Source organism: Streptomyces rishiriensis (assembly GCF_003112535.1).
GTDB classification, from domain to species: domain Bacteria; phylum Actinomycetota; class Actinomycetes; order Streptomycetales; family Streptomycetaceae; genus Streptomyces; species Streptomyces rishiriensis.
In genome coordinates, this window is record NZ_BEWA01000004.1 from 25,720 (window position 1) to 49,762 (window position 24,043).

The 24,043-nt window shown below is 72.3% G+C and carries 19 protein-coding genes and 1 pseudogene; 10 read left to right on the forward strand and 10 right to left on the reverse strand.

Features of this window, described 5'->3' with window-relative positions; genetic code table 11:
- Positions 1 to 65: 65 nt before the first annotated feature.
- The 3 genes from Sri02f_RS07090 (at position 66) to Sri02f_RS07100 (ending at position 2,705) form a co-directional block, all read left to right on the forward strand.
- A complete protein-coding gene (locus Sri02f_RS07090; RefSeq protein ID WP_109000233.1) occupies positions 66 to 1,157 on the forward strand; it encodes an ArsR/SmtB family transcription factor in 1,092 nt (363 codons plus the stop codon).
- Positions 1,154 to 1,657, forward strand: a complete 504-nt coding sequence (locus Sri02f_RS07095) for a glutathione peroxidase (RefSeq protein ID WP_109000234.1) — start codon at positions 1,154 to 1,156, stop codon at positions 1,655 to 1,657. The genes Sri02f_RS07090 and Sri02f_RS07095 overlap by 4 nt, the downstream gene beginning before the upstream one ends.
- 136 nt (positions 1,658 to 1,793) lie before the next feature.
- A complete protein-coding gene (locus Sri02f_RS07100; RefSeq protein ID WP_109000235.1) occupies positions 1,794 to 2,705 on the forward strand; it encodes a MerR family transcriptional regulator in 912 nt (303 codons plus the stop codon).
- Between the two features lie 170 nt (positions 2,706 to 2,875).
- On the opposite strand, the gene Sri02f_RS07105 is transcribed toward Sri02f_RS07100, so the two are convergent.
- The 3 genes and pseudogenes from Sri02f_RS07105 to Sri02f_RS07115 form a co-directional block, all read right to left on the reverse strand.
- On the reverse strand, positions 2,876 to 3,067 hold the full coding sequence (locus Sri02f_RS07105; protein ID WP_109000236.1) for a DUF397 domain-containing protein: 192 nt from the start codon (positions 3,065 to 3,067) through the stop codon (positions 2,876 to 2,878).
- A gap of 291 nt (positions 3,068 to 3,358) precedes the next feature.
- Positions 3,359 to 4,215 (reverse strand): annotated as a pseudogene (locus Sri02f_RS07110) (helix-turn-helix domain-containing protein).
- A 279-nt stretch (positions 4,216 to 4,494) separates the two neighbouring features.
- Positions 4,495 to 5,250, reverse strand: a complete 756-nt coding sequence (locus tag Sri02f_RS07115) for a GOLPH3/VPS74 family protein (protein WP_109000238.1) — start codon at positions 5,248 to 5,250, stop codon at positions 4,495 to 4,497.
- 236 nt (positions 5,251 to 5,486) lie between these two features.
- On the opposite strand from Sri02f_RS07115, the gene Sri02f_RS07120 reads away from it, so the two are divergent.
- Both Sri02f_RS07120 and Sri02f_RS07125 read left to right on the forward strand, forming a co-directional pair.
- A complete protein-coding gene (locus Sri02f_RS07120; RefSeq protein ID WP_245970500.1) occupies positions 5,487 to 8,120 on the forward strand; it encodes a D-alanyl-D-alanine carboxypeptidase in 2,634 nt (877 codons plus the stop codon).
- A 170-nt stretch (positions 8,121 to 8,290) separates the two neighbouring features.
- Positions 8,291 to 10,330, forward strand: coding sequence for a DUF8823 domain-containing protein (locus tag Sri02f_RS07125; protein WP_109000240.1), 2,040 nt, complete (start codon positions 8,291 to 8,293; stop codon positions 10,328 to 10,330).
- On the opposite strand, the gene Sri02f_RS07130 is transcribed toward Sri02f_RS07125, so the two are convergent.
- Positions 10,331 to 11,170, reverse strand: a complete 840-nt coding sequence (locus Sri02f_RS07130) for a hypothetical protein (protein WP_109000241.1) — start codon at positions 11,168 to 11,170, stop codon at positions 10,331 to 10,333.
- Between the two features lie 77 nt (positions 11,171 to 11,247).
- Between Sri02f_RS07130 and Sri02f_RS07135 the strand changes: the two genes are divergently transcribed.
- Entirely contained in the window at positions 11,248 to 12,033 is a 786-nt protein-coding gene (locus tag Sri02f_RS07135) for an SDR family oxidoreductase (RefSeq protein WP_109000242.1), read from the forward strand.
- Between the two features lie 138 nt (positions 12,034 to 12,171).
- Positions 12,172 to 13,740, forward strand: coding sequence for a sodium:solute symporter family protein (locus Sri02f_RS07140; protein ID WP_109000466.1), 1,569 nt, complete (start codon positions 12,172 to 12,174; stop codon positions 13,738 to 13,740).
- A 59-nt stretch (positions 13,741 to 13,799) separates the two neighbouring features.
- Here the strand turns inward: Sri02f_RS07140 and Sri02f_RS07145 are convergent, their stop codons facing one another.
- From Sri02f_RS07145 to Sri02f_RS07160, 4 genes are all read right to left on the reverse strand, one after another.
- Positions 13,800 to 14,918, reverse strand: coding sequence for an ADP-ribosylglycohydrolase family protein (locus tag Sri02f_RS07145; RefSeq protein ID WP_109000465.1), 1,119 nt, complete (start codon positions 14,916 to 14,918; stop codon positions 13,800 to 13,802).
- Positions 14,919 to 15,176: 258 nt separating this feature from the next.
- Entirely contained in the window at positions 15,177 to 15,764 is a 588-nt protein-coding gene (locus tag Sri02f_RS07150) for a hypothetical protein (protein WP_109000243.1), read from the reverse strand.
- 77 nt (positions 15,765 to 15,841) lie between these two features.
- Positions 15,842 to 18,457 (reverse strand): bifunctional FO biosynthesis protein CofGH, encoded by a 2,616-nt coding sequence (locus tag Sri02f_RS07155; RefSeq protein ID WP_109000244.1) that lies wholly within the window; start codon positions 18,455 to 18,457, stop codon positions 15,842 to 15,844.
- Between the two features lie 72 nt (positions 18,458 to 18,529).
- Positions 18,530 to 19,375 (reverse strand): LLM class F420-dependent oxidoreductase, encoded by an 846-nt coding sequence (locus tag Sri02f_RS07160; protein ID WP_109000245.1) that lies wholly within the window; start codon positions 19,373 to 19,375, stop codon positions 18,530 to 18,532.
- A gap of 404 nt (positions 19,376 to 19,779) precedes the next feature.
- Between Sri02f_RS07160 and Sri02f_RS07165 the strand changes: the two genes are divergently transcribed.
- From Sri02f_RS07165 to Sri02f_RS07175, 3 genes are read left to right on the forward strand one after another with little or no spacing between them, the layout of a single operon-like run.
- Complete coding sequence (locus Sri02f_RS07165; RefSeq protein ID WP_109000246.1) at positions 19,780 to 20,175, forward strand: nitroreductase/quinone reductase family protein; 396 nt, start codon at positions 19,780 to 19,782, stop codon at positions 20,173 to 20,175.
- A gap of 30 nt (positions 20,176 to 20,205) precedes the next feature.
- Positions 20,206 to 20,436, forward strand: coding sequence for a hypothetical protein (locus tag Sri02f_RS07170; RefSeq protein WP_109000247.1), 231 nt, complete (start codon positions 20,206 to 20,208; stop codon positions 20,434 to 20,436).
- The gene (locus tag Sri02f_RS07175; protein ID WP_281261884.1) at positions 20,433 to 20,732 is read left to right on the forward strand and encodes a type II toxin-antitoxin system PemK/MazF family toxin; all 300 of its coding nucleotides are present in this window, start codon (positions 20,433 to 20,435) and stop codon (positions 20,730 to 20,732) included. Before Sri02f_RS07170 ends, Sri02f_RS07175 begins: the two co-directional genes overlap by 4 nt.
- Before the next feature lie 48 nt (positions 20,733 to 20,780).
- On the opposite strand, the gene Sri02f_RS07180 is transcribed toward Sri02f_RS07175, so the two are convergent.
- Positions 20,781 to 22,244 carry an aldehyde dehydrogenase family protein gene (locus Sri02f_RS07180; RefSeq protein ID WP_109000249.1) on the reverse strand — a complete coding sequence of 488 codons (1,464 nt, stop codon included), beginning with the start codon at positions 22,242 to 22,244 and terminating at the stop codon, positions 20,781 to 20,783.
- On the reverse strand, positions 22,241 to 23,971 hold the full coding sequence (locus Sri02f_RS07185; protein ID WP_109000250.1) for an N-acyl-D-amino-acid deacylase family protein: 1,731 nt from the start codon (positions 23,969 to 23,971) through the stop codon (positions 22,241 to 22,243). Before Sri02f_RS07185 ends, Sri02f_RS07180 begins: the two co-directional genes overlap by 4 nt.
- Positions 23,972 to 24,043 lie beyond the last annotated feature (72 nt).

Consider the following 24,043-nt stretch of genomic DNA (forward strand, 5'->3'; position numbering starts at 1 on the left):
GAGCCGCAGGGGGACGGCCCGCGAAACGTCGCGAGCCGCAGGGGGACGGCCGTGGGGGCGCGGGCATGGGCTGGTGGCAGGTGAACGCCGACACCCTGGCCCGCAGCCGGTTCGTGCTCTCGCCGCTCGCCGAGACCTTCGCCTGTCTGAAGCTGCTGCACGCGGGAGCGGGCACGCACCCCGGCGAGCACGACTGGCTGCGCGCCCACCTCCCCGGCTACCGCGCGGCGCTGGCGGCCGACCCGGTGACCGCGCTGCTCGTGCGGGCGGGGCTCGGTTCGCGCTGGATCGCCGACTTCCTCACGCCGACGCCGAGGGACGGCGAGAGCTTCGAGGAGGGCGTGGCCCGGGTGCGGGCGGCGGACCCGGCGGCGGCCCGGACCCATCTGCGGACGTCCTTGGCCGGACCGCTCCCCGCCGCCCTGGACCGGGACGACCTGCCCGAGCGGGCGGCCGCGCTGCTGGAGCGTGTGTGGGAGACGGACGTGCGGCCGTACTGGGAACGGCGCCGGCGCGTCCTGGAGGCCGACGTCGTGGCGCGGACCGCGCTGGTCAGCCGGGGCGGCTGGGCCGCCGTGCTGGACTCGCTGCGACCGGGGACGCGCTGGCTCGGCGAGAGCCGCTTCCAGGTCAACCTGCACGAGTACCCGCCCCGCGAGATCTCCGGCGCGGAGCTGCTGTTCGTGCCGGTCACGCCGGGGGCCGGGTGGGTGGCCTGGGAGGGGCGGGAGCGGTACGCCGTGGTCTACCCGTGCTCCGGCGTCCTCGCCGAGGACCGCCGGGACCGCGCCCGGGCCGTCCCCGCCGCCCTGGGCGCGCTCCTTGGCTCCGCCCGGGCCATGGTGCTGGTGCTCCTCGCCGCGCCTCTGAGCACCACCCAGCTGGTGGCCCTGACCGGCCAGGGCCTGGGCTCGGTCGGGCGCCACCTACGGGTTCTCCTGGACGCGGGCCTGGTGGAGCGCCGCCGCGCGGGCCGCTCGGTGCTGTACTCCCGGACCCCGGCGGGGCGAACCCTGACCGAGGCAGCCGCCCCCCTGCCGCCCCCCTCCCCTGACCACCGCCCTCGTGGGCCGGGGGCGGCCCGGAGCGGGGGCGGGCCCCCGGAGCGGGGGCGGGGCGGGCCCGGAGCGGGGTCGGGGCTAGCATCCGGAGCATGACTACTGATGCCGGCGCCTCCCCCCTCGACGTACAGATCGACGCCCTTAAGGGCGGTTCCGCGGACCTCTCGCAGTACGCGGGCCAGGCCGTGCTCGTGGTGAACGTGGCCTCCAAGTGCGGCCTCACCCCGCAGTACACGGGTCTGGAGCGGCTCCAGGAGCGGTACGCCGCCCAGGGCTTCACCGTGCTGGGCGTGCCCTGCAACCAGTTCCTCGGGCAGGAGCCCGGCAACGCCGAGGAGATCGCCGAGTTCTGCTCCGCGACCTACGGCGTGACCTTCCCGCTGACCGAGAAGGTCGAGGTCAACGGCGACGACCGGCACCCGCTGTACCAGCGGCTCGTCGGGTTCGCGGACGCCGAGGGCCACGAGGGCGACATCCGCTGGAACTTCGAGAAGTTCCTGATCGGCCGGGACGGCTCCGTCGTCGCCCGCTTCTCCCCGCAGACCGAGCCGGAGGCCGCCGAGGTCGTCGCCGCCATCGAGGCCCAGCTGAGCTGACCGCCGTCCCACGGCCCGCGGCTTGACCTTGCCCCTGGGGCAGGGCTGAGCCTCCTCGTCGTCGGGCGGAGAAGGCCGTCCGACGACGGAGGACGACGACGAGAGCGCCGAGGGCGGCGGGGCGCGGAGGACCGGGATGGACGCTGTGCCGGTGGACACGGGCGACGACGGCGGGGCGGGCGACGGAGCGGGCGAGGGCGAGCTGCTCACCATCGGCGCGTTCGCCGCCCGCGCCCGCCTCTCGGCCAAGGCGCTGCGGCTGTACGACCGGCTCGGGCTGCTCGCCCCGGTGCACGTCGACGAGGTCAGCGGCTACCGCTACTACCGGGCCGGTCAGGTGGAACGCGCCCGGCTGGTGGCCCTGTTGCGCCAGCTCGACATGCCGCTCGCGCGGATCGCCGCATTGGTGGAGACCTCTGACGGGTACGCGGCCGGGGATCTGCTCGCCGCCTACTGGGACGACGTCGAGACCCGGTTCGCCGCTCAGCGCACCCTCGCCGTCTACCTCCGTGCACGGCTGTCGGGGAGGAGCTCCGAGATGCACGAGAAGTTCGAGGTCCAGCTGGTCGACGTGCCCGGGCAGGTGGTCGTCACCGAGACGCGGCACACGCTCGCGGACGAGCTGCCCGTCTGGATCCCCGCCTCGCTGGGGCGGCTGACGGGGGCGGCCGGCGAGTGCGGCGGGATGGCGGGCGCACCGTTCGTCGTCTACTACTCGGCCGTGTCCATGGAGAGCGACGGGCCGGCCGAGGCCTGCGTGCCGGTCGGCGACGAGGCCGCGGCCCGGGCGTGGTCCGCCGCGCGGGGCGGGGGGCGTCAGGTGCGGGTGCGGGTGGAGCCGGCCCGCCGGCTCGCGTACACGCGGATCACCAAGGCGCAGGTCGCGCATCCCCAGATCCTCGCCCCGTACGAGGCGGTGGAGGCGTGGATGAAGCGGGAGGGCTGGGACTACGACGGCCCCTGCCGGGAGGTCTACTTCGCCGACTGGGACGCGGCCGGGGCCGAGGACCCCGTGTGCGACGTGGCGTTCCCCGTGAAGCGGGCCTAGCGGTCCCGGAACGCCCCGGAACAGCACCGGGCCCTCTCGGCTAGGACGGCGATCTGGACGAGAGGGCCCTTGGGCGGTTCTTGTGCAGTTGTGCCGACGACCGGTGACCGTCGACCGGGAGCCGGTGACGGGTGGCCGGTGACCGGCCGGAGGACGGGAAGTCCTCCGCCCTATGCCTTGACCGATGCCACGAAGTCGCTCCACGCGTCGGCGGGGAACAGCAGGTTCGGGCCGTCCTGGACCTTGGAGTCCCGGACGAGGAGGGCCTGGACGGCCGGCGACTTGACCTCGACGCACGCACCGTTGCCCGTGGAGTAGGAGGACTTGGTCCACGAGTGCGCGCTGCCCTGACGAATTGCCATTTTTTGCTCCGGAGTGCAGTTGTTGAGTAGCTGTCCTCGCACCACGGACCCGACTGGGGCCCGGCGGCGCGTTCACGCCAACCTTGTTGCTCGATGGCGTGATCGACGCTACTCGCCAACATCGACTGACGAAGCGACTATTCACTCGACCGGATGACATATTCCAATGGAAACTTCCATCAGGCCGGGGGTGGGCGTATCATGCGGCACTTCCCACGCAAACGTCCGCAATCTCGAACATCCGTCACCTCGAACGTCGGTCACCTCAAACGTCCCGCCTTTCCCGCAGCCTTACCGCACATACCCCTTGGCGATGTCGCGATGAACTGGCGGGACTGGTCCACGTTCAGGGCCTGGGCGCGCAGATGCTCGTACATCACGCTGTACTTCTGCACGTCGTTCGGCTTCTCCAGGTAGAGGTCGCTGGTGACACCCTCGATGTAGACGACGCTGGAGTCGGCGGTGTCGGGGAACTCGAGGATCGCGTACTGGCCGTTCAGACCGGGATGCGCGCCCATGTCGAACGGGATCACCTGAACCGTGACATGCGGCAACTGGGACTGTTCCACAAGGTGTTCCAGCTGATCCCGCATCAGTTCACGGCCGCCGACGACCCTTCTGAGCGCCGACTCGTCCATCACGCTCCACAGCCGGAGGGGGTTCTCCCCTGAGGAGACACGTTCCTGCCGACGCATGCGCACCTGCACGCGCTTCTCGATCTCCGTGTGCGCGGTCTCCGGCAGCGCGCCCGAGATCAGCGCCTCCGCGTACTGACGGGTCTGCAGCAGCCCGGGCACGACCTGCGGGTCGTACACGCGCAGACTCGCCGCGTCCGTCTCCAGACCGATGTAGACGCTGTAGGGGACGTCGCCGAAGGCATGCCACCAGCCCTGCTGGCGCGAGTCCTTGGCCATCTCCATCAGCGAGTCGACCATCCGCTGGTCCTCGACCTCGTACACCCCGCACAGATCACGGACGTCGCGCTGGCTGATGCTGCGCCGGCCGTTCTCCAGCCGGCTGATCTTCGACTGGGACACCAGCAGCCGCTCGGCGACCTCTTCGGCCGTCATGCCCTTGAGCTCACGGAGCCGGCGCAGCTCCTGGCCCAACCGGCGTCGCCTGACAGTGGGATTGACATTGGACGCCACGGGACGTGCACCTCCGGCTGCGTGTCTGTACCTGACACTTTGCGTATCTGCTGTTGAGCAGACTGCCACCAAGGTGCTTTCTACCGCTGGAAAACGGTGGTTATGCGGCCGGTACACGCCAGTTCGGATCAGTACCCCCACCGGCGCCGACATGCGTCCGCGCGGGGCGGTGCGTCGCACCGCCCCGCGCGGGCCGCGGCGGCTCCCCGAACGGGTCCTGCGTACTGCGATGGTGCGGTCCTGCGTGCTCGGCGTCGTGCGGTGTCGCGGTGCTGCGGCTCAGTGGGCCACGACACGCGCCATGGGACCGCGGTGCGGCTGCGCCGGAACGCCACGGGCGGGTTCCGGTGCGGGCCTCGCTCCCGGCCCGGCCTGACGGCCGGCGGGTGGCTGGTTGCGGCGCGGCTGTGCCACCGCGCCGTTCTGGACGTCCATCACGGCGTGCGCCACGAGGCCGCCCATCGGGTCGTGCCTGATCAGATCCCGCAACCGGGAGCGGGACGAACGTCCCTCGTTGCCCGGGTACAGGTGCTTGCCGAGGCCGACCGCGTGCGCCAGTGCGGCGAGCGCCGCGGTCCGCGGGTCCGGCGGAACGCCGGTGCGGATCGCGGAGTCCAGCCGGGCCTTGATCTCCCGGCTGATGTCGGTGTCCGTCGCCTGGTAGCGAGTCGTCGGCAGCACTCCGCACATCTGGCCCGCCACGGCATGCACCATGCCGCACCGCTCCAGATGCGAGAGGTAGGTCTGGCGTAGCCCGAGACGCGGCCCGCCGATCCAGTGGACGGCCCGTACGGGAGCGCCACGCCTTCGCAGCAACTCCAACGCGCAGTCCAGTGTCGGATCTCCAGTCGGCCGTGGGGACACCACGGCGATACGATCCCCGTCAGGGGCTATCCGCCCGGCCAGCGCCAGCTCCACTAGCTGTGCTCCGGCCAGACCAAGGTCGAGCGACTGCGGCTGTGCGGTGGTACCCGTGGTCGGGTCCAACGCCAGCAGAAGAAGCTCTTCCGGAATCGTTCTGCGGCTCCTGCCCATCCATGCCTCCCCGCGTGGATGAATGACAGGGTGACCCCTCTCACATTCATCTGTCGAGGGTGCGTGACCTGTTTGTAGTGGAACCAGTAGGTATGTCGTTCTCGTCTACCGCAGGAGCCAAGCCCTCTACACAGGACACTGGTACATGGTTCGGACAGCGCCGCGAGGCGGGTCCGGGGCGGGCGTTCACGGTTCGGCAGGCGCGCGGACGGCGTGCGGCACAGGAGGAGGCATCGGTGGCGGGCGAGTCCCCCGACAGGTCGAAGCAGCGCGAGTCGTCGGCAGAACCGACGTCGGGGAGCGCGGGCACGGTTCCCGAAGCACGCGAGTCCCGTGACCCCCGGGAGGCCCGTGACCCCCGGGAGGCCCGCGATCCGCGGGTCGCGGTGGCACGGGACGGTGGTTCGTCGGCAGCGCGCGGCGGCGTCGACACGGCGACCCGGGTCTTCTCGGTACGGGACCTGAAGACCGGCGAGACCGACGAGACCGGCAAGCCCGACGAGCCCGAGGCGGCGGACGAATCCGAGGACGCCAAGCCCTCCGAGGAAGCCAAGCCCGCCGAGGCCGCCGAGGAGGAGTCTCCGGCTGCCCGGGCGGACGGCGGCGGAGCGACCGGGAAGCCCGCGGACGCCGAAGCCGCGGACGAGGACGCGGAGGATCCGGAGGACGCCGAGAGCTCTCCGGAGCAACCGCGGGCCCGCGAGGCCGCCCAGGACGCCTCCGCGGACGCCGAGAGGGCCGAGGACGCCGAGAGCGCCCCGGAGATCTCCGACGCCGCCCCCGAGGGCGGTGACGAGCGCCTGCGGGCGGCCGTGGCCCAGTGGGTGTCCTCGGCGGACGACAAGACCGACGAGAAGAGCTCCGCCGACGCGGACAAGAAGACCGTCACGGAGGCGGACACCGTCACGGACGCGGAGGAACGTTCCGCGAGCGTCGCCGGGGCGGACGACCGGCCGGCGCCCGAGGAGCCGAAGGCAGAGGCCCGGTCCGCCTCCAAGCCCGCGCCGAAGTGGGCCACGGACGAGAAGGCCGACGAGGCGGACAAGTCCCCCGGGACCGGCAAGACCGACACGGCCGACAGTGCGGACGAGTCGGAGGAGCCGGAGGAGTCGGACGAGTCGGACGAGCCCGGCGAAGCGGCAGCGCTCGCCGACGATGAAGCGAGCGGCGAAGCCGGCGACAAGGCCGACGCCGAGCCGGGCGGCAAGGCCGACCAGAAGCCCGTCGACCAGCCGACCGCCGTCTTCAAGACCCCCCGGCCCAAGCCCGCCGTCGACCAGCCGACCACCATGCTGAAGCTGGGCGGAGCAGCCCGGCCCGCCTCCGACGAGGTCGAGGACGACAAGAGCGACAAGGCCGCCGAGGGCGACAAGGGCGCCTCGACCGACAAGGGCGACGCGGGCGACAAGGGCGACGGGAAGACCGACGAGGCCCCCGCCGAACGGACGAGCAAGTTCGTCGCGCTCAAGCCGCTCGACGAGCCCCGGGCGCCCAAGCCCGCGGTCAAGCCGTCCGCGCCCGCGCAGGCCGACGTCACCGCGCTCGTGCCGCAGGTCGGGCCCGAGCGGACCACCCAGCAGCCGCTGCCGCCGAAGCCGCCGCTGGACCTGCTGGCCGAGCTGACGAACACCCCGCCGCCCCCGCCGACGCCCCTGCGCCAGCTCGGACGGCGGCTCAAGATCTGGACGCCGCTGGTCCTGCTTCTGGTCGTCGTCTTTGCGATCGTGCAGGCCGTGCGACCGCTGCCCGCACCCGGTCTCACGCTCACCGCGAAGGACTCCTACACCTTCGAGGGGGGCAAGACGCAGCTGCCCTGGCCGAACGAGGGACAGGGCTGGATGGACGCCGACGGCGTCGGCACGATGGGCAGCTTCGGCAAGCAGGCGCCGGTGGCCATCGGCTCGGTCGCCAAGACGATGACGGCGTACATCGTCCTCAGGGACCACCCGATGAAGGCCGGGGAGGAAGGTCCGCAGATCGCGGTCGACGCGACGGCCGAGAAGGAGGGCGGCTACGACGTCACGCTCGACGAGTCGACGCTGAACACCGTCAAGGCCGGCGACAAGCTCACCGAGAAGCAGGCCCTGTCGGCCGTCATCATCCCCTCCGCCAACAACATCGCGCGGCTGCTCGCGCGCTGGGACGCGGGCTCCGAGGCGGCGTTCGTGAAGAAGATGAACGCCACCGCGAAGCAGCTGGGGATGACGAACACCACGTACACCGACCCCTCGGGTCTGAAGGAGACCACCGTCTCCACGGCCGAGGACCAGGTCAAGCTCGGCCGGGCGTTCGTGAAGATGCCGGCCCTGGTCGCCATCTCCAGCGCGGCCAGCTGGACCGACCCGTCCGGCAAGTACTGGAACAACTACAACGAGCTGCCGCTCAGGATCGGCGCGATCGGCATCAAGACGGGCAGCACGAGCGCGGCCGGGGGCAACCTGCTGTTCGCCTCCCGCAAGAAGGTCGACGGGAAGTCGGTGACCCTCGTCGGGGCGGTCCTCGGTCAGCACAAGCGCGAGATCCTCAAGACGGCCAACGTGGTCAGCCAGGCGGCGCTGGTGGCCGCCGAGGACGCGCTCACCTCGGCGAAGATCCTGAAGAAGGGCGACGTCGTCGGGTACGTGGACGACAAGCTGGGCGGCCACACGCCCGTCGTCATCACCCAGGACGTCTCGGCGGTCGGCTGGGCGGGCATGACGGTGAAGCTGTCGTTCGCCGCCGCCGGGGTGCCGCACACCGCGAAGGCCGGCGCCCAGGTGGGCACGCTCACCGTCGGGGACGGCACCAGCAGCGCCGTGAAGGTGCCGGTCGCCCTGCGGTCCGACCTGAGCGAGCCGGGCTTCTCGGACAAGCTGACACGTCTCGGCTGACGCCTGCCACGCGTCCGCACCTCTGCGCACCCCGTCGGGCAGCCGCCCGGCGGGGTGCGTGCTAGCGTCGCGAAACGGGACAGGTCGCCGGTCGCAAGGGCGCAGCCGTGAAGCGGACGCGAACGGGACGCGACCGAGAACAGAAGACGGGACACGGGGAGTGCCTTCAGGTGGCCACTGCGGAGCCGACACGCGCCGACGACACAGGTCCGGGACCGGACGTCGGCCCGCGCACGAGGCTGCCCGCACCCCGCCGGTCGTGCGAGCACGACCGTGATCCGGCGACAGCCGCCGCGGCAGCCCCGGCGGCGGACCCGACGGCCGACGGCCCCGCGGCGGACCCCGTGGTAGACGTCGAGCAGGGCCCCGCCCGGGACCGCGAGAACGGCGACGGCGACCGCGACGCCCGCGACGCCCGCGACGGCGATCGTGCGACCGCCGCCCCGACGGAGCCGGCGCGCGAGGCGTCCCGCGCGAGATCCGCCCTCGACCGGCTGCGCGGCCGGCTGAACCGGCATCTGGTGCTGTCGATGACGGCGCTGTCCGCCGTCCTGCACCTCGTCTGGTTCTTCACGTTCGCGAACAGTGGCGGAGACCTCGCCGCGCAGGACGCGTGGGCCGAGTTCGTGGGCCGGCATCCCGACTCCGCGTACAACCTCGCCTGGTACGGCGGCATGCACCCGGTGTCGTACAGCATGGTGTCGCCGTACCTGATGTCCGTGCTGGGCGTCCGGACGACGATGATGATCGCCGGAACGCTCTCGGCGGGCCTGCTCACCCTCATCCTGCTGCGCTGCCGGCCGGTGCGGAACCCGGTGTGGCCGGCGCTGGCGGGGATCTTCGCCCTGCTGTGCAACGCCGCCTCGGGGCGGGTGACGTTCGGGCTCGGCAACATGTTCGCGCTGGCCGCGGTCGCCGTCGTGTTCTGCTGGCCGCACCGCTGGCGCTACAAACGGTGGGCGAAGGCGCTGTGCGCGGCGCCGCTCGCCGCGCTGGCCACCATGGGCTCGCCGGTGGCCGGGCTCTTCGTGGGCATCGTCGCCGTCGCGCTGTTCCTGCAGAAGCGGCGGCCGGGCGCGTGGGCGTTGGGTCTCGCGCCCACGGTGGTCGTCGCCCTGTCCGCCTGGCTGTTCCCGTTCTCGGGAACCCAGCCGATGTCCTTCGGCTCGGCCTGTCTGCCGCTGCTGTCCGCGGTGGCGGTCTTCGCGGTCGTCCCGCGCGACTGGAAGACCGTGCGGATCACGGCGGCGGTGTACGGGCTCGGGGTGCTGATGGTGTGGCTGATCAGCTCGCAGATCGGGTCCAACATCACGCGGCTCGCGATGATGTTCACCGGTGTGGTGCTGATGGCCGCGCTGCCGTTCGCCGTGCCGCGCAGCCGCAAGTGGTACGTGATCGTCCTGTCGTCCCTGGGGTTCGCGGGCTGGATCGGCTTCAAGTCGGTCGACGACGTCGTCCGGACGACCCCGGCGGCCTCCTGGGCGCGCGAGCTGGCCCCGCTCGTCAACGAGCTGCAGGGGGTCGGTGCGGAGAAGGGACGGGTGGAGGTGGTCCCGGCCCGTTCGCACCGCGAGGCGTCCGCGCTCGCGCCGTACGTCAACCTCGCCCGCGGCTGGAACCGCCAGGCCGACATGGAGCGCAACCCGCTCTTCTACGACGACACCCTCAACTCCGCGAACTACCACGACTGGCTCCAGCGGTGGGCGGTGCACTTCGTCGTCGTCCCCAAGGAGGCGCTGGACGGGGACGGGGGCGAACGGGAGCGGGAGCTGGTGCAGCGGGGGCTGCCGTATCTGGAGCAGATCTGGGGCGACGCCAACTGGCAGCTGTTCCGGGTCGTGGACCCCGCCCCGCTGGCCGAGCCGAACGCGGTCGTGCAGCGCGCCGAGCAGGGCGAGATGACGATCGACGTGAAGAAGGCGGGGCGGATCCTGATCCGGATCCCGTACTCGCCGTGGCTGAGCGTGGTCGACGCGCAGGGCAAGAGCCTGAAGCCGCCGCAGGAGACGCCGGAGTCCAAGGACCGCTCGGACGGGGAGCCGAAGACGTACGACAACGTCAACGGATGCCTGTTCGAGACGCGGGAGGACAGCGAGGGCGACAAGTGGACGGTGCTGCTCGCGCCGAGGGCGGGGACCTACCGGCTGGCCGCCCCCTACCAGCTGCCGCGGGGCACGCCGTGCCCCGACGAGCTGAAGGACCGGCCCTGATCAGCGGAGCCGGTCCACGTACCGGTCGGTGCCCGGCACCGTCGGGATGAACGGGGCGACCAGCTCCACCCGCCCCAGGCCCGATTCGGCCACCGTCTCCTCCAGGCCGGTGAAGTGCGGGTCCCAGCATTGCCTGGGGTCGCTCTCCAGGAACCACAGCAGGGTCAGCCGGGTGTCGACGCCCTCGACCTGCCTGACGTAGGTCATGCGGTCGCCGGGCAGGGGGGTGGGGCGGAAGACGGTGACCATGGCCGTCGGGGAGCCGGCCGCCTGCCGGGGGAGATGGCGGGCCCGCAGCCACTCCAGGAGTTCGGCGCGCTGCGCGGGCGAGTCGGCGTCGATCACCTCGACCACGAGACCGGCGTACGGGTGGTCCAGGGCGTGGAAGTCGCGCGGGCCCGCCGCGCCGTCGCGGTAGACCGTCGTCTCATGGTCCTGGAACGCCGTGAAGACGTGGGTGCGGTCCTGGTAGACGCGGGCGTCGCGGTTGAGGCGCTTGTTGATGGCGACCGTCCACCTCATATGGTCGTCGTAGCGGCCGTCGGTGATCCAGTAGGTGGAGAGGTAGCAGCCGGCGGTGACGGGCTGGGCGACGGCCGACTTCTCCGGGTACCGCAGGAGTTGCAGGTCGCGGGTGGCCACCCATCTGCGGCCCGAGTACATCCAGGGCATGGCCATCGCGCCGGCGTAGTAGTGGTCGTCCTCGTACCAGCGGTTGTAGGCGTACTCGTGGCCCGGGTGCGGCTCGACCATCGTGATCAGGGCGTGGCCGGGACGGACCCCGTAGGGGCCCACGGAGGCCAGTTCGGCGTACGTCTCGCTGCGGGTCTCGTCGCTCACGCGTCTTCCCCTTCCTCGGCGGCTGGCCCATACTCTGACGCTCCGTCAGACAATGCGCCAGGGTCAGGGAGGTCCCGATGTCACTGCTCAACGGCAGGACCGTCGTCGTCTCGGGGGTGGGCGCCGGGCTCGGCCACCGGGTCGCCGCCGCGGTCGTGCGGGACGGCGGGAACGCCGTGCTCGGGGCGCGGACCGAGGCGAACCTCGCGAAGAGCGCGGCCGAGATCGATCCCGCGGGGGCGCGCACGGCGTACCGGGCGACGGACGTCACCGACGAGGCCCAGTGCGAGGCGCTGGCGGGGCTGGCGCGGGAGCGGTTCGGGGGGATCGACGCGGTGGTGCACGTGGCGGCCTGGGACTCCTACTTCGGCGGGATCGAGGACGCCGACTTCGCCACCTGGCAGTCGGTGATCGACGTGAACCTGCTGGGCAGCCTGCGTATGACCCGGGCGTGCCTGCCGGCGCTGAAGGCGGGCGGCGGGTCGGTCGTGTTCATCGGGACGCAGTCCGCGGTGGCGGCCCCCTCGCAGGTGCGGCAGGCGGCGTACGCGGCTTCCAAGGGGGCGCTGACCAGTGCCATGTACTCCCTCGCGCGCGAGCTCGGTCCGCACCGGATCCGGGTCAACACCGTGCTGCCGGGGTGGATGTGGGGGCCGCCGGTGCAGGCGTACGTGCAGTTCACCGCGCACACCGAGGGGGTGCCGGAGGAGGAGGTGCTCGGGCGGCTCGCCGAGCGGATGGCACTGCCCGAGCTGGCCACGGACGGGGACGTGGCGGACGCCGCGGTGTTCCTGGCCTCGGACCGGGCGCGGGCGATCACCGGGCAATCGTTGCTGGTCAACGCCGGGGAGCTGATGCGTTGAGTTCACATAGGTGAATGCAGGACACCATACAGAATTCTTTTACCTCCCTTTGACCCGTCGGTTACTTGTCGTGTTCACGCGACAGCGCCCACGATGAGCGCCGAGCTGAACGCCGGGCTGAACCACGGGAGGGCGCACATGAACGGTCTCGACTGGGCCGTGCTCATCGGCTATTTCGGCGTGATGGTCGCCATCGGCGCCTGGTCGCACAAGCGCGTCGACAACGTGAGCGACTTCTTCACCGCCGGCGGCAAGATGCCCTGGTGGCTGTCCGGCATCTCGCACCACATGTCGGGCTACAGCGCGGTGATGTTCACGGGCTACGCGGGCATCGCCTACACCTACGGCGTCACCTCGTTCGTCACCTGGTCCTTCCCGATCGCCCTCGGCATCGGGATCGGCTCGAAGCTGTTCGCGCCGCGCGTCAACCGGCTGCGGTCCCGGCTCCGGGTGGCCTCCCCGCTGGAGTACCTCAAGAACCGCTACGACCTCAAGACCCAGCAGGCCCTCGCCTGGTCCGGGATGCTGCTGAAGATCGTCGACGTGGGGGCCAAGTGGGCCGCCATCGCGACCCTGTTGTCCGTGTTCACCGGGCTCTCCCTCAACCAGGGCATCCTCATCACCGGCGCGATCACCGCGGTCTACTGCACGATCGGCGGCCTGTGGGCGGACGCGCTGACCGAACTCGGCCAGTTCGTCATCCAGTTGCTCGCCGGCGTCGCCATGCTGATCGCCGTCGTGCTGAAGCTCCACGACAAGGGCATCGGAGTGACCGGGGCCTGGGACGAGCCCGCGCTCCAGGGACACGACAAGCCGCTGGTCGCCCAGTACGGCACGGTGTTCCTGCTCGCGTTCCTCTTCATCAAGCTCTTCGAGTACAACGGCGGCATGCTCAACCAGGCCCAGCGGTACATGGCCACGGCCGGTCCCAAGGAGGCCGAGAGGTCGGCGCGGCTGTCGGCGGTGCTGTGGCTGGTCTGGCCGCTGGTGCTGTTCTACCCGATGTGGATGTCACCGCTGCTCGTGACGTCCAACAAGCCCGACGGCTCCGACTCCTACGCCCTGATGACCGAACAGCTGCTGCCGCACGGCCTGTTGGGGCTCGTCATCGTCGGCTTCTTCTCCCACACGATGGCCATGTGCTCGTCCGACGCCAACGCCATCGCCGCCGTCTTCACCCGGGACTGCGCGCCGGTCATCTGGGCCAGGGCGCGCGAGTGGAACCAGCGCTCGGGGCTGATCGCGGCGCGCGTGACGACCGTCGTCTTCCTCGGGCTGTCGATGGCGGCGGCCACCCAGGTCAACTCCCCCGCCTTCAAGGACATCATCACCGTCGTCATCAAGTGGGTGGCCGGCCTCATGGGCCCGATGGCGATCCCGATGATGCTGGGCCTGCTGCGCCCGTTCCGCCGCTCCGGCCCGACGGCGGCGCTCACCAGCTGGGCGATGGGCCTGCTGGCCTTCTGGCTGGTCAACTATCCGATCAACTGGAGCGTCGACGGCGGAGTGCCGCTGCAGTACCAGGTGTCGATCCCGCTCGCCGTGTCGCTGGTCCTCTACATCCTCATCGGCTTCCTGAAGCCCGAGGACACCCCGGAGCGGCTCGCGGTCATCGAGACCATCAACACGGACGGGGACGGCAGCGCTTCGGCCACGGCGCCCGTCCCCGGCCCCCGCGACGAGGTCTCCACGGCGGCCAAGGACTGACCGCCGCCGACCGCGCGCTCGTCGCCCCGCGCCCGTGGCCCGTCGCTCGTCGCCCGTCGTCAGGTTTCGGGGGGGTAGCGGGTCAGCCAGCCGGGTGACGCCCCGGCGGGGTTGTGCAGGGCCGGTCCCTGGGTCATCTCCATGGCGAAGTCGTCGGCCAGCTCCAGCATCGTGGGACGGCCCTCCAGTTCGGCCAGCCAGGCCGGCGGGAGGGCCGTCTCGCCGTGCAGCGCCCCCAGGAGCCCGCCCGCCACGGCCGCGGTCGGCGCCGAGGGCGCGCCGTGGTTCACCGCGAGCCGCAGTCCGTGCCGGACGTCCTGCGCGACGAGCGCGCAGTAGACGGCGCCGGACAGCACCGCCTCCGCGGTTCCCGCCGCCGCCAGCTCCTCCACCCTCGCCGGGCCGGGCACCCCCTGCCGCACCGCGCCCAGCGCGTGCCGCAGCGCCTGCGACACCGGCTCGTGCCCCGGCCGGGCGGACAGCAGGGCCAGCGCCCGCTGCACCGCGTCGTCCAGGCTCTCGCCGCGGGCCAGCGCATGCACGGTGACCGCGTACGCGCCCGCCGACAGACACGCCGTGGGATGACCGTGGGTCTGGGCCGCGCACTCGACGGCCAGTTGCGCAACCAGCTGCGGCTCCCAGCCGACGAGCAGCCCGAACGGCACCGAACGCGGCACGACTTCGGGACCGGCCGCGTCCGGGCTCTTGGGCGAGTCGAGCGTGCCCATCACCTCGTCGCCCAGCCCCAGCAGCAGCGTCCGGGTCGGATCGCGGCGGACGTAGAGCCACTCCTCCCGGGCCAGCCAGCCGTTGTCCTTGCGGCGCAGGTCGGGGCCCCAGTCGCGCTGGGTGGCGGCCCAGCGCAGATACGCGCGGTGCAGATCGGTCGGCGGGTGCCAGGCGCCGGTGTCCCGGCGCACCTGGGCGCGGATCAGGCCGTCCATCGTGAAGAGGGTGAGCTGGGTGAGGTGGCTGACCGCGCCGCGCCGCCCGTAGGCGGGGGCCAGGTCCACGACGCCCTCGGGCCCGTGCCCTTGCAGGATCTCCTCGATGTCCAGCCCGTCGACGGGGGCGCCGAGCGCGTCCCCGACGGCCGCGCCGAGCAGCGTGCCGCGCACCCGGCTGCGGAAGTCCTGTTGTTCGGCGCGGCCCCAGACGGGCCCGGCAGTCGCACCCACCAAGTCCTCCCGGGCACCGTCCGTACGTACGACGTCCGTCACTGTAATCGAACACCTGCGGGTTCCCGCCCCGGGTGCGGACTGTCGGGTGGAGGGGTCATGGAGACCTGGTGGGGCAGGGACACCCGCGCGGCCACGCCCGCCACGCCTCGCGCACACGCCTCACGTGTGCTTTCCCTCACCGCCGCCCTGCTCACGGCAGGACGACTCCCCCGGTGATCGCGGAAGCCGGCGCCGACAGGTCCTGGCCGACAGGTCCTAGTCGACGACCCTGACCTTCGTCCCCGTCTCGCCGAAGGCCCACAGCGCCGTGCCGTCGGCCTTGGGCATCCGGATGCCGCCGGTCTGCGCGCCGGCGGCGGCCGGGGGCGGGGAGGAGCCGTCGACGGCGTTGGAGAAGGCGATGTTCACGCCCGACGCGGCGGAGAAGTAGACGACGTGCTCGATGGCCACACCGTCGGAGCCGGTGACGGCCGCCTTGCGCACCGACACCGTGTAGCTGCCGACGGCCGGGTTCACCGTGCCCGGCCAGACCGTGAAGGTGCGGCGGGCCGTGTCGTCCGCGTCGACCAGCCAGACGCGGTGCTGCCCCAGCGAGTAGACGACCCGGCGGCCCGTGCCCGACTTCTCGGGGACCCGGAGGGCCTGCGAGGGAGCCGACGGCTTCGGCGCGGACGACGGCTTCGCGCCCGCGGACGCCGACGCGCGGGGGCTCTTCACCGCCGACGCCGTCGGGTGCGGACCGCTCTCGGCCTGCGCCGTCAGCACGACGACGCCGGCGATCGCACCGGCGGTCAGGCCGGTGACCCAGGCCCAGGAGGGAAGCCGTCGGGCAGGCACGGGCACGCATCTCCTCAGCTACGGGGCCCCCCGACCACGAGGGGTCCGATCATCGTACTGTGGGGATCCTGTAGGGCTGTCCCTCAGTCCAGCACCGGCAGCAGTTCCGGCAGATGCCCGTCCGACGCCGACGCGGCCCGCTGCCGCTCCTCGGGCACCTCCCCGTACAGCGTGGTGCGCGGCCTCGCCGGGCGGCCCGCCGCGTCCGCGACCGCGATCAGGTCCTTCACCGACTTGTAGGAGCCGTACGACGAGCCCGCCATCCGCGAGATCGTCTCCTCCATCAGCGTGCCGCCCAGGTCGTTGGCCCCCGAGCGGAGCATCTCCGCGGCGCCCTCGGCTCCGAGCTTGACCCAGCTGGTCTGGATGTTGGGGATGTGCGGGTGCAGCAGGAGCCGGGCCATGGCCGTCACCGCCCTGTTGTCCCGCATGGTGGGGCCGGGACGGGAGATCCCCGCCAGGTACACCGGCGCGTTCGTGTGGATGAAGGGCAGGGTCACGAACTCCGTGAAGCCGCTTGTGCGTTGCTGGATGCCGGCGAGGGTCCGCAGATGGCCCAGCCAGTGGCGGGGCTGGTCGACATGGCCGTACATCATCGTCGAGGACGACCGGATCCCGACCTCGTGCGCCGTCGTGACGACCTCGATCCAGGTCGCCGTCGGCAGCTTGCCCTTGGTCAGCACCCAGCGGACCTCGTCGTCCAGGATCTCCGCCGCCGTGCCGGGGATGGAGTCGAGCCCCGCCTCCTTCGCGGCGATCAGCCACTCGCGGATCGACAGGCCGGTGCGGGTCGCCCCGTTGACCACCTCCATCGGCGAGAAGGCGTGGACATGCATGCCGGGGACGCGCTCCTTCACCGCCTTGGCGATGTCGAAGTAGGCCGTGCCGGGCAGGTCGGGGTGGATGCCGCCCTGCATGCAGACCTCCACCGCGCCCAGTTCCCAGGCCTGCTGGGCGCGGTCGGCGACCTGGTCGAGGGAGAGCGTGTAGGCGTCGGCGTCGGTGCGGCGCTGCGCGAAGGCGCAGAAACGGCAGCCGGTGTAGCAGACGTTGGTGAAGTTGATGTTCCTGGTGACGATGTACGTGACGTCGTCGCCGACGGCCGCGCGGCGGACGTCGTCCGCGATGCGGGTCAGGGCGTCCAGGGCCGGGCCGTCCGCGTGGAGCAGGGCGAGGGCCTCGTCGTCGGTGAGCCTCGTCGGGTCGTCGGCGGCCGTCGCCAGGGCCTGGCGCACGTCGGTGTCGATGCGCTCGGGCGCCATGCCGGGGGCGGCGGCCTCGCGCAGGGCGGCCCAGTCGCCGTACACCTCGTCGAAGTCGTCGCGCCGGTCGGAGGTGCGGCCCTCGGTGTCGATGGTGCGGTGCAGGTCGGTGCGGCCGGACGGCACGAACACCTCCTCCGGCTCCTGCCAGGGGCGGCCCTCGACGACGGCGTCCGGCAGGGCGAGTCCCGTCTCCGGGTCGGCCAGCGCGCGCACGTGCGGGAGCAGCCGCGGGTCAAGCCAGGGCTCGCCGCGCCCCACGAACTCCGGGTACACGCAGAGCCGTTCGCGCAAGTCGAAGCCGGCCGCCGCGGACTGCTCGGCGAGCTCCTCGATCTGCGGCCAGGGGCGCTCGGGGTTGACGTGGTCGATGGTGAGCGGGGACACCCCGCCCCAGTCGTCGACTCCGGCCCCGATGAGCCGGCCGTACTCGCTGTCGACGAGGTTGGGCGGGGCCTGGAGGCAGGCGGAGGGGCCCATGATGTGGCGGGCGACGGCGACGGTGGCGACGAGCTCGTCGAGTTCCGCGTCCGGCATCCCGCGCATCGCGGTGTCGGGCTTGGCGCGGAAGTTCTGGATGATCAGCTCCTGGACGCCGTGGTAGGCGCGGGAGACCTTGCGCAGCGCGAACAGCGACTCGGCCCGCTCCTCGTAGGTCTCGCCGATGCCGATCAGGATCCCGGAGGTGAAGGGGACGGAGGAGCGGCCGGCGTCCTCCAGGACGCGCAGCCGGACGGCGGGCTCCTTGTCCGGGGAGCCGTGGTGCGGACCGCCGGGCTCGGACCACAGCCGGGTCGCGGTGGTCTCCAGCATCATGCCCATGGAGGGCGCGACGGGCTTCAGCCGCTGGAAGTCGGTCCAGGACATCACGCCCGGGTTGAGGTGCGGGAGCAGCCCCGTCTCCTCCAGGATGCGGATGGAGACGGCGCGGACGTAGGCGATGGTGTCGTCGTAGCCGTGCGCGTCGAGCCATTCCCGGGCCTCGGGCCACCGCTCCTCCGGCTTGTCGCCGAGGGTGATGAGGGCTTCCTTGCAGCCGAGGGCCGCGCCCTTGCGGGCGATGTCGAGCACCTCGTCGGGCGACATGAACATCCCGTGCCCGGCGCGGCGGAGCTTGCCGGGGACGGTGACGAAGGTGCAGTAGTGGCACTTGTCCCGGCACAGCCGGGTGAGGGGGATGAAGACGCTCTTCGAGTAGGTGATGACGCCGGGCCGGCCGGCCGCCTCCAGGCCGGCGTCCCGCACCCGGGCGGCGGAGGCGGTGAGGTCCCGCAGTGCCTCGCCGCGCGCCTGGAGCAGCACGGCCGCCTCGCCGACGTCGAGCGCGACGCCGTCCCGGGCCCGTTTGAGAGCGCGCCGCATGGAGTTCTCGGTGGGGCCGCCGGACGGGCCGGGGGTCGGGCCGGGGCCGGTACCGGAGCTCGCGGGAGTCGTCATCCTTCGAGCATACGATCACGTTTTCCGGGCTCGGGGCGCGCCCTGCGGCGGGCGGCCTACGGGAAGGGCGGTCTACAGGAAGGGTGCGAACCCGTCGAGCAGCCCCAGCACCTCCGCCTCGCCCGCCGGCGGCAGCTGCACCACGACCTCCTCGATGCCGAGCTCCGCGTAGTGCGCGAGCTTGCCGGGGGAGGGGTGGACGGCGTACGGCACGATCTGCAGGGCGGACGGATCGCGGCCCGCGTCGGCCCAGGCGGAGCGCAGCACGGGCAGCGACTCGGAGAGGCCGCGGCCGCCGATCGGGAGCCACCCGTCGGCGTACTCGCAGATGTGCGCGAACAGCTTGGGCCCGGCGGCCCCGCCGATCAGGGTGCGGGGGCCGGTGACCGGGCCGCGCGGCTTCTGCACGGGCTTGGGGTACGCCGTGCTGGCGCGCACGCTTCCGAACTCGCCCTCGTACGCGGTCGGTTCGTCCGCCCACAGCGCCTGCATCAGCCGCATCCGGTCGCGGACCAGCTCGCGCCGGGTCCGCCAGTGCACGCCGTGGTCGGCGGCCTCCTCGACGTTCCATCCGTAGCCGAGGCCGAGGGTGAGCCGTCCGCCGGAGAGGTGGTCGACGGTCGCGATCTGCTTGGCCAGGTCGATCGGGTCGTGCTGGGCGACGAGCGTGATGCCGGTGCCCAGGCCGAGCGACTCCGTCACGGCCGCCGCCTGGCCGAGGGCGACGAAGGGGTCGAGGGTGCGGCCGTACTCGCGGGGCAGGTCGCCGCCGGCGGGGTAGGGGGTGGTCCGCTCGACCGGGATGTGCGTGTGCTCGGGCAGATAGAGCCCGGCGAACCCGCGTTCCTCCAGCTCACGGGCGAGGCGGGTGGGGGTGATCGTCTCGTCGGTGAGGAAGATCGTGACGGCGATGCGCATGGGCGGCCCTTTCACTGCGTACGGCTCGGTCGACGGCGTCGTCGCGGACGACGCCCTCATCTGTACCGGCAGACAGGACACGTGTCCATACCGACTGGTCGGCACTGTCGCCGGAGCGCACCCGAGGCGAGACCACCGGCGGACGACGCCCCCTCCCCTCTCCCCTCTCCGCTTTCCTCTCCCCCCTCCGCCGGATCGCCGAACTCCTTCCTCCGGGGCTCGGCCCTCGCCATCGAGATCGTGACCACGAGTACCGCTCGGCAGTGACCGCGCGGCGGTCCGCGCCCACGCCCACGCGTCGACGACGCCCCCGCCGGCCCGGCAGGCGACCCGCTCCGGTTCGGGGCGGTGGCGTCGGGGAGCATGGACGCAACAACCCTGTCCGCGAAGGAGCCCCACGGATCATGGCCCGTTCCCACGACCTCCGTTTCCGTGCGACGACCGCCCTCCAGCGGTACCTCGCCAATCCTCTGACGCGGCGGCTGCCGTTCCACACGCTCCTGGAGACCACCGGCCGCGTCTCCGGCCGGCCCCGGCGCACCCCGCTGGGCGGCCGCCGGGTCGGCGACACGTTCTGGCTGGTCTCGGAGTTCGGGGAGCGGTCGCAGTACGTCCGCAACATCCAGGCCGACCCACGGGTGCGGGTGCGGATCGGCGGCCGGTGGCACGCGGGGACGGCCCACCTGATGCCCGAGGACGACCCGGTGGCCCGTCTGCGCACCCTGCCCCGCGCCAACAGCACGGCGGTACGCGCCCTGGGCACGGGCCTGCTCACGGTACGGGTGGACCTGGAGAAGTGACGGTCGTCGTGAACGCCGTATGATGATGGCATGACGGTGAACATGACGATGAGCCTGCCCGACGACGTGGCGGCCTTCGTGAAGGCCAAGGGCAACGCCTCTGCCTACACGGCCCGCGTACTGCGTCGGCAGATGCTCTCCGAGGAGCTGGGAAGGTCCGAGCGTGTGCGCGCGGAGGCCGGAATAGTGACGACGGCCGCTGAGCCCGCCGAAAGCGAAGAGGCGACCTTGGAGCGTTGGGGCCGGGTGGCGGGCCGGTGAAACGTGGCCATGTCTACGCGTTGTCCTTTTCCGGAGGGCCTGCACACGTTCTGGTGATCTCGTCCGACGCACTCAACACCCAGCACAAGTCGGCGACGTGCGTGCTGGTCTACCCCCAGCAGGTACGGGAGCCGACACTCGTGGACATCCCTGTGGATTCGCCCTCGGTCGGCACGATCGTGCTGGGCGAGTTCCGGACCCTGTCCGCCGTTCGGTTCACCGACGATCTGGGCCCGGTGGGCGAGCGGGTCATGGAAGCCGTCGAGATCGGACTGCGTGCCGTGCTCGATCTGTGAGCACAGGCGGGCAGGCTACCGAGGACCCGCCGTCCGGCCGTGCGCGGCTCACCCCGGCCAGACGATCGCCTGCACCTCGCTGTAGGCGTGGAGCGCGTACGAGCCGACGTCCCGGCCGACCCCGCTCCGCTTGAAGCCCCCGAACGGCGCCTCCATGTTGCGGCCGACGGTGTTGACGCCGACGCCGCCCGCCCGCAGCCGCCGGGCCACGCGGAAGGCGCGGGCGACGTCGCCCGACCAGACGTAGTCGATGAGGCCGTAGTCGCTGTCGTTGGCGAGGGCGACGCCCTCCTCCTCCTCGTCGAAGGGGACGACGACGACCACCGGGCCGAAGATCTCCTCCCGGGCCACCCGCATGTCGTTGGTGCAGTCCGCGAGCAGGGTCGGGGCGACGTAGAAGCCCCGCTCCAGTGAGGGGCGTTCGCCGCCGGCCACCACCACCGCGCCCTCTTTGCGGCCCAGTTCGACGTACGACTCCACCCGGTCCCGGTGCGCGGCCGAGATCACCGGGCCGACCACCGTGTCCGCCTCCCCCGGATCGCCCACCTTCAACCGGCGTGCATACGCGGCGAGTTGCTCGACCAGCCGGTCGTACACCGCCCGCTGCGCCAACACCCGCGTCGGCGCCGTGCAGATCTGGCCGCTGTAGAAGGAGAACGTGGTGCCGATGCCGGCCACCGCCGAGGCGACGTCCGCGTCGTCGAGGACGACCGCCGCGCCCTTGCCGCCCAGCTCCATCAGCTGGCGTTTCATCTGCCGCCCGCACACCTCGGCGATGCGCTGCCCGACGGCCGTCGAGCCGGTGAAGCTCACCATGTCGACGTCCGGCGACGACACGGCCGTCTCGCCGATCCCGACGGCGCGTCCCGAGACGACGTTCACCACCCCGCGCGGCACGCCCGCCGCCTCCAGCGCCTCCGCCATCCGGTAGACGGACAGGGGGTCCTGCGGGGCCGGTTTGACCACGACCGTGTTGCCCATCGCCAGGGCGGGGGCGATCTTCCCGGCCGGGTTCGCCCACGGGTTGTTGTAGGAGGTGACGCAGGTGACGACGCCGACGGGCTGGCGGACGGCCAGCGCGCCCATCACCCCGGCCCTCCCCATCGGGCCCGCCTCGTTGATCTGCGGCGGGATGGGCCACTCGGCGGGCTCCACGCGCGCGTACCGGCGGAAGCGGGCCGCGCCCACCCCCACCTGCATGGCGCGCGCCGTCCCGGTCGTCGCGCCCGTCTCCGCCCGGGCGAGCTCGGCGTACGGCAGCAGCCGGGCCCGGACGATGTCGGCCGCCCGGCCGAGGATCGCCGCACGTTCCTCCGGCGGGGTGCGCGACCACGGGCCGAACGCCTCGCGAGCCGCCGCGCAGGCCGCCCGCACCTGGTCCTGCGAGGCCTCCGGCGCCCAGCCGACGGTCCCCTCGGTCGCCGGGTCGACGACCTCGTAGTGCCCGGCGCCGGGCTCCACCCAGGCCCCGCCGACGAACAGCCGCTGCCCGTCGGCCGGCGCCCCGCTCATCCGGTGCTCACCGTCCTGGTGTCCCGGCCCGAGCGCAGCACCCGCCCCGGCACGGCGCCCGTCACCACGTCGTCCCGGATGACCGCCACACCGTTGACCCAGACGGCCCGCACGCCGATCGCCCGGGAGTCCAGCCGCGGGCTGTCACCCGGCAGGTCGTGCACCAGGGTGGCCTTGCCCGCGTCGATCCGCTCCGGGTCGAACAGAACCAGGTCCGCATGGAAGCCCTCCTGGATCCGGCCCCGTTCCCGCAGGCCGAACAGCTGCGCCGGGTCGTCGGTGAGCATCTTCACCGCCTGCTCCAGACCGGCCAGCTTCCGTCCGCGCAGACAGTCGCCCAGGAAGCGGGTGGTGTACGGCGCGCCGCACATGCGGTCCAGGTGCGCGCCGGCGTCGGAGCCGCCGAGCAGGACGTCCTCGTGGCTCCAGGTCTGCGCGCGCAGCGCCCACGAGTCGGGGTCGTTGTCCGTGGGCATCGGCCACAGGACCGTGCGCAGCTCGTCGGCCGCGCAGATCTCGACCAGGCAGGCGAACGGGTCGAGGCCGCGTTCGGCGGCGATGTCGCGGACGACCCGGCCGGTGAGGCCCTCGTTCGCCGCGCTGTAGGTGTCGCCGATGACGTACCGCCCGAAGTCGGCCAGCCGCCGGAAGACGCCCGCCTCCCTGGAGTCGGCCCGCCGCAGCATCTCGGCCCGCACCGCCGGGTCGCGCAGCCTCACGATGCGTTCCGGGACGGGCAGGCTCAGGACCGGCCCCCAGCCGGGAATCAGGTTCAGGGCGCAGAACGTGCCCAGGGACATGTTCATCGGCGTGAGGATCGGCATGGTGAGCGCCACGACCCTGCCGCCCGCTTTGCGGGCCCGCTCGCTCGCCGTGAGCTGCCGGGGCACCCGCTCCGGGACGGACGCGTCCACGGTGAGGACGTTCCAGTTCAGGGGACGTCCGGCCGCCGCGCTCATCTCGACGAACAGGTCGATCTCGGTGTCGCTGAACTGGTCCAGACAGCCGGCGACGATGGCCTCGATCTGGGTGCCCTCGTGCTCGCCGACGGCCCGTGACAACGCCAGCAGCTCGGCGGGAAGGGCGTGCCGGGAGGCGACCGGCCGGCCGTCGCCGTCGGAGTGGGTGGACGACTGGGTGGTGGAGAGGCCCCATGCCCCCGCCTCCATCGCCTCGTGCGACAGCCGGACGATCTGCGCCAGTTGCTCCCGGCTGGGCTGTCCGCCCACCGCGTCCGGCCCCATCACGTACCGGCGCAGGGCGCAGTGCCCCACCATGAACCCCGCGTTGACGGCGATGCGCCCTTCGAGGGCGTCGAGGTACTCCCCGAAGCCGTGCCAGTTCCAGGGCGCGCCCTCTTCCAGCGCGACCAGGGACATGCCCTCCACCTTGGACATCATGCGGCGGGTGTAGTCGGCGTCCCCGGGCCGGTCGGGGTTCAGCGGCGCGAGCGTGAAGCCGCAGTTCCCGGCCGCGACGGTGGTCACGCCGTGGTTGAGCGAGGGGGTGGCGTACGGGTCCCAGAAGAGCTGGGCGTCGTAGTGCGTGTGCGGGTCGACGAACCCGGGCGCGAGGACGAGCCCGGCGGCGTCCTCGGCGGTACGGGACTCCTCGGCGACCGTGCCGACGACGGCGATCCGCCCGTCCCGTACACCGACGTCGGCGCGGAACGCGGGCGCACCCGTCCCGTCCACGACGGTCGCGCCCTTGATGACGTGATCAAGCATGGGGCTCCCTTTTCACCTGCGGGGACCTGTCCGGCCCGAAGGGGCGCGGGGCGTTGTCGACGGACGGCTCCG